We start from the raw sequence: 8521 nt of genomic DNA, 5'->3' as shown, positions 1-8521 counted from the left end.
TCGCCCGGGACGTCCTCGCGCGCCAGCACCGCCGCATCGCGCACCGCGGGGTGCTCGGAGAGCCGCGCCTCGATCTCGCCCGGCTCGATGCGGAAGCCGCGGATCTTCACCTGGAAGTCGGTGCGGCCCAGGAAGTCGAGCGTGCCGTCCGGCCGCCACCGGGCGAGGTCGCCGGTGCGGTACAGGCGGGCGCCCGGGCGCGCCGCGAACGGGTCGGGCACGAACTTCTCGGCGGTCAGTGCCGGCCGCCGGTGGTAGCCGCGGGCCAGGCCGACACCGCCGATGTGCAGCTCGCCGGCCACTCCGACAGGCGCCGGGTGGCCTCGCCCGTCCAGCACGTACAGCCGCAGGTTCGCGATGGGGGCGCCGATCGGCACACTCGCGACCTCGGCGAGGGCGGCCGGGTCGCAGTGCCACGCGCTGACGTCGACGGCCGCCTCCGTCGGTCCGTACAGGTTGTGCAGCTCGCAGCCGGGGAAGCGGGTGGTGAACTCGACCGCGGTGGCGTGCGGCAGCTCCTCCCCGGAGCACATCACCCGGCGCAGCGTCGTGGCCGCCTCGACACCGTCCTCGGTGAGGAACACGGTGAGCATCGACGGCACGAAGTGCGCGGTCGTGATCTCTTCTGCGACCAGCAGGTCGCGCAGGTAGCCGGCGTCCTTGTGGCCGCCGGGCCGCGCGAGCACGAGCCGCGCGCCGGTCCGCAGCGGCCAGAAGAACTCCCACACCGACACGTCGAAGCTCGCCGGGGTCTTCTGCAGCACCGCGTCGGCCGCGGTGAGCCCGTAGCGCTCCTGCATCCAGTCGAGGCGGTTGGCGATGCCGCGGTGCGTGTTGGGCACGCCCTTGGGCCGCCCGGTCGAGCCGGAGGTGTAGATGACGTAGGCGAGGTCGTCCGCCGAAGCCCCCGGCGGGTCGTCGGCCGGATGGCCGGCCCACTCCGCCTCGTCGTCGAGCACGAGGACGGTGGCGCCGGTGTCCGGCAGCACGTCGGCCAGGTGGCTCTGCACCAGCACGACCGGAGCGGCCGCGTCGGTGAGCATGAACGCCAGCCGGTCCGCCGGGTACTCGGGGTCGAGCGGCACGTACGCCGCACCGGCCTTGAGGACGCCGAGCAGCCCCGCGACCAGTTCGACGGACCGTTCGGCGCACACGCCGACGAGGGTGTCCCGTCCGACGCCGGCGGCACGGAGCCGGTGCGCGATCCGGTTCGCCCGCGTGTTCAGGGCCGCGTAGGTGGTGTGCTCGCCCTCGAACGTGACGGCGACGGCCTCCGGTTCGGTGGCCGCGCGCCGCTCGACGAGCCCGTGCAGTGTCGCGTCGTGCGGGAGGTCGGCGGCGGTGTCGTTCCACTCCCGCACCACGAGCGCGGTCTCGGCGGCGGTCATGACCGGCAGCTCGGACACGCGGGTGCCGGGCTCGGTCGCGACGGCCCGGAGCAGGACGCCGAGGCGGTCGGCCATCCGCTCCACCGTGGACCGGTCGAACAGGTCGGTGTTGTAGACGAGCTTGCCCCACAGGCCGGCCGGGACCTCGACCAGGTGCAGCTCGAAGTCGAACCGGGTGGCCCGCAGCTCCATGGGCGTCCACCGGAACTCGGCGCCTGTGTCTGCCGCGGCGCCTGTGTCTGCCGCGGCGCCGGCGAACCGGCCCATCTCGTAGTTCTGCAGCACGAACATCGCCTGGAACACCGGGGAGCGGGACACGTCACGCGGCAGTCCCAGCTCCTGCACGACCTTCGCGAACGGCACCTCCGCGTGCTCGAACGCGTCCAGGACGCCGCGCCGGGTGGCCGCGAGCAGCTCGGTGAACGTGGGGTCGGCGGACAGGTCGGCCCGCAGCGCCAGCATGTTGACGAACATGCCGACCACGTCCTCCAGCTCCGGCGCGGACCGGCCGGCACCCGACACGCCGACCGCGAAGTCGTCCTGCCGCGCGTGCCGGGCCAGGAACACCTGGTAGGCCGCGAGGAGCGTCATGAACAGGGTGCCGCCGGCCCGCCGGGACAGTGCGGCGAGCGCGTCGGTGGTGTCGCGGTCGACGGTCAGCTCGACGTAGTCACCGCGGTAGGTCTGCGTCGCCGGACGGGCGCGGTCGGTGGGCAGGTCGAGGGGTTCGATGCCGGCCAGGCGGTCCTTCCAGTACTCGACGTGCCGGCGTGCCTCCGGGCCGCCCAGCTGTTCGGCCTCCCACACCGCGAAGTCGCCGTACTGCACCGGCATGGCGGGCGGCGTCCCGCCGCGGTAGAGCGTGATCAGGTCCCGCAGCAGCACGTCGACCGACCAGCCGTCGCCGACGATGTGGTGCTGGGACAGGAACAGCACGTGGTCGTCGGCGGCCAGCTCGACGAGCAGCGCCCGCAGCAGCGGTCCGGCGGCGAGGTCGAACGGCTCGACGGCCGCGTCGCCGACCAGTCGCCGGGCCTCGGTCTCGTCGGCGGCCGCCACGATCGTCAGCGGCACCTCGACGTGCTCGGCGACCACGACGGTGGGCCGCCCGTCGGCGTCGGCGGGGAACCGGGTGCGCAGCGACTCGTGCCGCGCGACCAGCCCCGCCAGGGCCGTCCTGAGGGCGGCCACGTCCAGCGCGCCGCGGACCCGCAGCGGCACCGCGATGTGGTACGCCGCCTCGCCGGGCGCGAGCTGGTCCATGAACCAGACGCGTTCCTGCGCGTAGGACAGCGGCACCACCGCGCCGTCGGGACGTGGCCGGACGCGATGGCCCGGGGTCCGTCCGGCACGTTCACGCAGTCGCTTGGCCAGCAGGGCTCTCCTGGCCGCACCGCGGTCAGCGGCCTCCGGCAGGGCGGTCATCGTCGGTCGTTCTCCTTCGCCAGCAGGGCGGCGATCTCATCTGAGGACATCTCGGCGAGCTCGGCGTCGAGCAGGCGGTCGATCTCGGCCGCCAGGTCGGCGACCACCGGGAAGCCGAACAGCGCGCGCATCGGCACGTCGACGTCGATCCTGGCGCGGATCAGCGCCATGGCGCGCATGCCGCGCAGTGAGTTGCCGCCGAGGTCGTGGAAGTCGTCCAGGGCGCCGACCTTCTCGACGCCGAGGATCTCCGCGAACACCTCGGCGACCAGGGTCTCCGCGTCGGTGCGGGGCGCGAGGTAGGCCGGGTCCTGCCGCCGCGCCGGCTCGGGCAGCGCGTCCCGGTCGAGCTTCCCGTTGGGGGTCAACGGGAAGCGCTCCAGCACCACGAACGCCGACGGCACCATGTGCGCGGGCAGCGTGGCGGCCAGTTCGGCCGCGAGCACCCCGGTGTCGGGGTCGCCGACCAGGTAGCCGACGAGCGTCTCCCCGCGCAACACCGCGACGGCCTCGCGGACGTCCGGGTTGGCCAGCATGACCGAGGAGATCTCGTCCAGCTCCACCCGCATGCCGCGGATCTTGACCTGGTGGTCGGTGCGGCCCAGGTAGTCGAGCGTGCCGTCGGCGCGCCAGCGGGCGAGGTCGCCGGTCCGGTACATCCGCTCGCCGGTCGCGAACGGGTCGGGCAGGAACCGCCGCGCCGTCAGGCCCGGACGGTTCAGGTAGCCGCGGGCCACCTGGGGACCGGCCACGTACAGCTCGCCGACGACACCGGGCGGGACCGGGCGCAGCCGCCTGTCCAGCACGTAGGCCCGGGCGCCGAGGACGGGCCTGCCGATGCTGACCGGGCCGGGCGGCAGCTCCTCCCCCGGTGCCACGCGGGCCGCGACGCAGCCCACGGTGGTCTCGGTCGGGCCGTACTCGTTGACCACGGTCGCCTCGGGGTGGGCGGCCCGCCAGTCCCGCAGTGCCTCGGCGGTCAGCGCCTCGCCGCCGAGCACCAGCTCGCCGGTCGGTGACGTCCCCGCGTCGAGCAGCGGCAGCTGACCCGGTGTCGCCTTGACGAAGTCGGGCCGGCCGCCGGCACGGGCGGCCGGGTCGTCCAGCGCGGCGAGGCGGATCGTGCCGCCCGCGGTGAGCGGGCCGAGCAGTGCGGTGACCGTGAGGTCGAACGACACCGGCGAGTGCATGAGCACCGTGCCGGCCAGGCTCGGGTAGGCCGCCCGCGCGTACGCCAGGTAGGCGACGACCGAGTCGTGCGAGACCACGACGCCCTTGGGGCGCCCGGTGGAGCCGGACGTGTAGAGGACGTACGCGGGGTGGGCACCCCGCAGCGGCGCGCGCCGGTCGGCGTCCGTGAGGTCGGCGTCCGCGTGGTGGGTGTCCGTGAGGTCGCTTTCCGCGAGGTCGGTGTCCGTGAGGTCGGCGTCCATGAGGTCGGCGTCCGCGGCGGCGGTCTCGGCCGGGAGCACCATCGTCGGCACCGCACCGGGAAGGGCGCGGTCGGCGAGCACGAGCGCCGGGGCGGCGTCCGCGAGCAGGAACGCGATCCGCTCGGCCGGGTAGGACGGGTCGACCGGCAGGTACCCGGCGCCGGACTTCAGCACCGCGAGCACCGCCACCACCAGGTCCGCGCCGCGCGGCAGGGCCAGTGCCACCAGCGACTCCGGCCCGGCGCCGCGCTCGGCCAGCGCGCGGGCCAGCCGGTTGGCCCGCGCGTTCAGCTCGGCGTAGGTCATGGTGACCTCGCCGGCGACCAGCGCGGTCCGGGCCGGCGTCGCGGCGGCCTGCCGTTCCAGCAGCTCCGGCACGGTCGCCGCCGGGACGTCCGCGTGCGCACCGACCGCCCAGGCGCCGGTGACCGCCGCCAGTTCCGACTCGGCCAGGAGCGGCAGGTCGGCGACCGGTGTGTCGGGATCGCCCACGGCCGCGTCGAGGACCCGCAGGTAGCGGTCCGCGATCGACGCCGCGGTGGCCCGGTCGAACAGCGCCGTGCGGTACACCACGCGGCTGCGCCCCTCGGTCACGTCGAACGCGAGGTCGTCCTTGGTGGTGCCCAGGGTGATCTCGTCGATGCCGGAGTCGGGGATGAAGTTGAACGCGACCTGGAACACCGGCTGCACCGCCGGGTCCCGCCGCGGCGCGACCGCCTCGACGATCTTCTGGAACGGCGTGTGCCAGTGCTCCATGGCGTCGAGCAGCGCACCACGCACGCGCCCGAGCAGCTCGGCGAACGTCGGGCCGCCGCCCACGTCCACCCGCAGTGCCACCTGGTTGACGAACATGCCGATCAGCGGCACCAGCTCGGGCCGGTCGCGACCGGTCGCGGCGAGCCCGAGCACGACGTCGTCGGTGCCGGACAGCCGGGACAGCAGCGCGGCGTACGCGGTCAGCAGCACCATCTGCGGGGTGGCCGCCGCGTGCCGCCCCACCTCGGCGACCCGGTCCAGCGTCCCGGCCGGCACGTCGAACCACACCTCGTCGCCCGCGAACCCGAGCCGGGGCGGGCGCGGCCGGTCGGTGGGCAGCCCGATCACCGGGGGCGCGCCGGCCAGCCGGCCGCGCCAGAACTCGAGCTCGGCGGCCAGCCCGTCGGCGTCGAGCTGGTCGCGCTGCCACGCCGAGTAGTCCGCGTACTGGATCTCCAGCCGGGGCAGCACCGGCTCCCGTCCGTCGAGCACCGCCTGGCACGTCTCGAGGATCTCGTGGCGCAGCAACAGGATCGAGTGGCTGTCGAACACGGCGTGGTGCGCGACGAACAGCAACGCGTAGCGGTCACCGGACAGGCGCGCGAGCCGCGCCCGCCACAGCGGCGGCGAGTCCAGCGGGATCGGCGTGCGGGCCAGCTCCCCCGCCAGCGCGAACATCCGGTCCTTCTCGCCGGCACTGTCCTTCTCGTCGGCATCGTCCACATCGGACACGTCGACCACGTCGAGGATGAACGGCTCGGCCGCGCGCACCACCTGCACCAGCTCGTCGCCGTCGGCGCGCAGGTAGGTGCGCAGCGCCTCGTGCCGTGCCACGACCCGGCCGAGCGCCGCGGTCGCCTGCTCGCGGGTCAGCCCGGCGGGCAGCACCTCCGGCAGCGACACGTTGTAGACCGGCGAGTCGGGGTCGAGCTGGTTCGCCAGCCACACCCGCTCCTGGGCGTAGGACGCCGGGAACGCCCATTCCTGTGTCATGAGGACACCTCGCGCGCGGATCTCGGCCGCATGTCCGTCCACACCTCGTCGACGTGGGCGAGGCACTCGTCCTTCTCCCCCGCGAACCCCGTGCCGTGCCAGCCCGCCGGCAGCTCGCGGTGCTCCGGCCAGATCGAGTACTGCTCCTCGTCGTTGCGCACCACGAGGAAACGGTCCCCGTTCTGCGTCTGGTGGGTCGCTCCGCCAGCTCCGCTCACTGGTTCTCCTCCGGCCGGTACGCCTCCGCCATGGCGACGGCGATCTTGCGCGCGCCGGTGAACGGCTCACGGGCGTGCGCGGCGGTCATGTTGTCGACCACGAGGACGTCGTCGCCGTGGTAGTCGAAGCGGGTGCTGGCCGCCCGGTAGGTGGCCCGCAGGTGGTCCATCACGTCGTCGGGGATGGGTTCGCCGTCGCCGTAGAAGGTGTTGGCGGGCAGCTCGTCCTCGCCGAACATGGCAAGCAGGCCCTCCCGCAGGTCCTTCGGCAACGTGCTCACGTGGAAGAACGTGGCGTGGTTGAACCAGCGCGGCTCGTCGCTGCCCGGCCGCAGGTGCACCGCCCTGCGCACCGCGGTGGTGCGCAGCCCGTCGCGGCCGCGCCACTCGACGTCGATGCCGTTGGCGGCGCAGTACTCGGCGACCTCGTCGCGGTTCTCCGTGTTGAACACGTGCTGCCAGGTGGTGCCGAAGTCCGGGTGGAAGTTGCGCACGAGCCGCCAGCCGCGGCGCTCGAACTCCCCGCGCACCGCCGGGTCCAGCTCCCGGTACACCGTGCGGATGTCCGCGAGCGGGGTCGCGCCGAGGGTCCGCGGCGGCGTGAGGCAGTAGAAGAACAACGTCAGCGGCCAGCCGGCCTGGTAGGAGTTCTCGTTGTGGAGGAAGATCTCCTCCTCCGGCGGGTAGTCCGTCGAGGTGTAGACCCTGCCCTTGATCGAGTGCCGCGGCGAGGACCGCTCCGTGTAGGTGAGCGGTTCGCCGGCCAGCGCGCGGACGACCTGGTCGAAGCCGTCGACACCGCCGATGTCGAATCCGCGCAGCAGCAGCCCGCCGTGCGCCACCAGTGCGGCGCGCAGCTCCGCACGCCGCTCCGCGATCACGTCCAGGACTCCTGCCGTCCCGTCGCTCTCCACCACGTGGGCGAGCGTCGTGCTCGTCGGGGTAGTCATGTCTGCTCGTTCTCCTTCAGCACTGGTCAGGCTCGGGGCAGCCGGGGGATGGTCGTGCCCGACGGCCCGGGTTCGGGCGTGGGGGCGGCCGCTTCCTCCGCCTGGATCTCCTCGATGCGGGCGGCGAGCCCGGCGACGGTCGGGGTCTCGAAGAGGCTGCGCATCGGCAGCCGCACGCCGGCCGCCTTGCGCAGCGCGGCGATGAGCTGGACGGCGACGAGCGAGTTGCCGCCGAGGCCGAAGAAGTCGTCGTCGACACCGATCGCGTCGACGCCGAGCGCCTCCCGCCACGCCCCCGCGACGACCTTCTCCAGCGCCGTGCGGGGCGGGGCACCCGTCGTGGCGTCCTCGGTGTCCGAGGACGTCTCGGCCGCCAGGTCCAGGTCGGTGGCGATGGTGTCGGTCGTGACCTCCCTGGCACGGGTCAGGATGTCGGCGACGGGGTGGGTGGTGATCACGACCTGGCGGCCGAGGTCGGCCGACAGGCTGCGGTGGAAGGCCTCCGCGCCGTCGGCCGGCGCGATGTCGCTCGTCGACGCGGAGACGGCCGGGCGCGCGGCCGGTGTGGCGGTCAGGCCGCCGGTGACCGCGTCCTGGTCCACCCTGCGCAGCACGAAGTCGGTGACGGTGACGAGTTCCCGGCCGCTGGTGTCGACCAGCCGCAGGTCGGCGGCCACCACGTCGGCCGCGTCGGCACCGCCGCGGTAGGTGAGGTAGGAGTAGAACCGCGCCGGCAGCGGCGCGCGCACCACGATCCGGCCGTAGGACAGCGGGAGGTAGGTGCCCTCGCCGCGGGCCCTGCCGAACGCGGTGGCCACGTCGAGCAGCGCGGGGTCCAGCCCCCAGCCGGGTTCGGCGTCGCCGGGCGCCTCGATCCGGGCCAGCTCCTCGCCGTCGCCGAGGTGGTGCTCCCGCAACGCGTTCCAGCGCGGGCCGAAGGTCAGCATGCTGGTGCGGCCGCGGCCGAACGACGAGTCGTCGTCGACCCTTCGAGTCCGCGCGATGATCCCGTTGACGTCCAGGTCCGCGGCCGGCTCGTCGGTGGTCCAGCCCGCCGACCCGCGCGCGTGGGTGCGGGTGACCCCGGCCGCGACGCTCTGGATCTCCAGCTCCAGCTCCTCGTCCGAAGTGGAGGCCACGACCTGGTACTGCGCGAGGCCGCCGTCCGGCACCGCGAACGGCTCCAGGAACACCATGTCCCGCAGCTCCACCGCGGCGCCGACCGGTCCGGGCATGATCGCCGCGGTGGCCGCACGCGCGCACTCGAGGTGCCCCGTGCCCGGCACGACCGGCACGCCGCCGATCCGGTGCTCGTCGAGCAGCCAGTGCGTCGACGCCGACACCAGCCCGCGGGCCAC

At 74.1% G+C, this 8521-nt stretch carries 5 protein-coding genes; all 5 read right to left on the bottom strand.

The genetic code is table 11. From position 1 onward, the window contains the following. On the bottom strand, window positions 1-2813 hold a 2813-nt coding region (locus ACJ73U_RS17090; protein ID WP_407778623.1), incomplete at its 3' end, for a non-ribosomal peptide synthetase. Further along, window positions 2810-5995, bottom strand: a complete 3186-nt coding sequence (locus ACJ73U_RS17085; protein WP_407778622.1) for a non-ribosomal peptide synthetase — start codon at window positions 5993-5995, stop codon at window positions 2810-2812. The genes ACJ73U_RS17090 and ACJ73U_RS17085, both read right to left, overlap by 4 nt. Further along, a complete protein-coding gene (locus ACJ73U_RS17080) occupies window positions 5992-6213 on the bottom strand; it encodes an MbtH family protein (RefSeq protein ID WP_407778621.1) in 222 nt (73 codons plus the stop codon). Before ACJ73U_RS17080 ends, ACJ73U_RS17085 begins: the two co-directional genes overlap by 4 nt. Further along, window positions 6210-7163 (bottom strand): TauD/TfdA family dioxygenase, encoded by a 954-nt coding sequence (locus tag ACJ73U_RS17075; protein WP_407778620.1) that lies wholly within the window; start codon window positions 7161-7163, stop codon window positions 6210-6212. The genes ACJ73U_RS17080 and ACJ73U_RS17075 overlap by 4 nt, the downstream gene beginning before the upstream one ends. A gap of 26 nt (window positions 7164-7189) precedes the next feature. Next, on the bottom strand, window positions 7190-8521 hold a 1332-nt coding region (locus tag ACJ73U_RS17070; RefSeq protein WP_407778619.1), incomplete at its 5' end, for a phosphopantetheine-binding protein.

This window comes from Actinophytocola sp. (assembly GCF_045807065.1).
Lineage (GTDB): Bacteria > Actinomycetota > Actinomycetes > Mycobacteriales > Pseudonocardiaceae > Actinophytocola.
The sequence above is the reverse complement of the archived record's forward strand: the minus strand, read 5'-3'. Positions and strand labels throughout refer to the sequence as shown.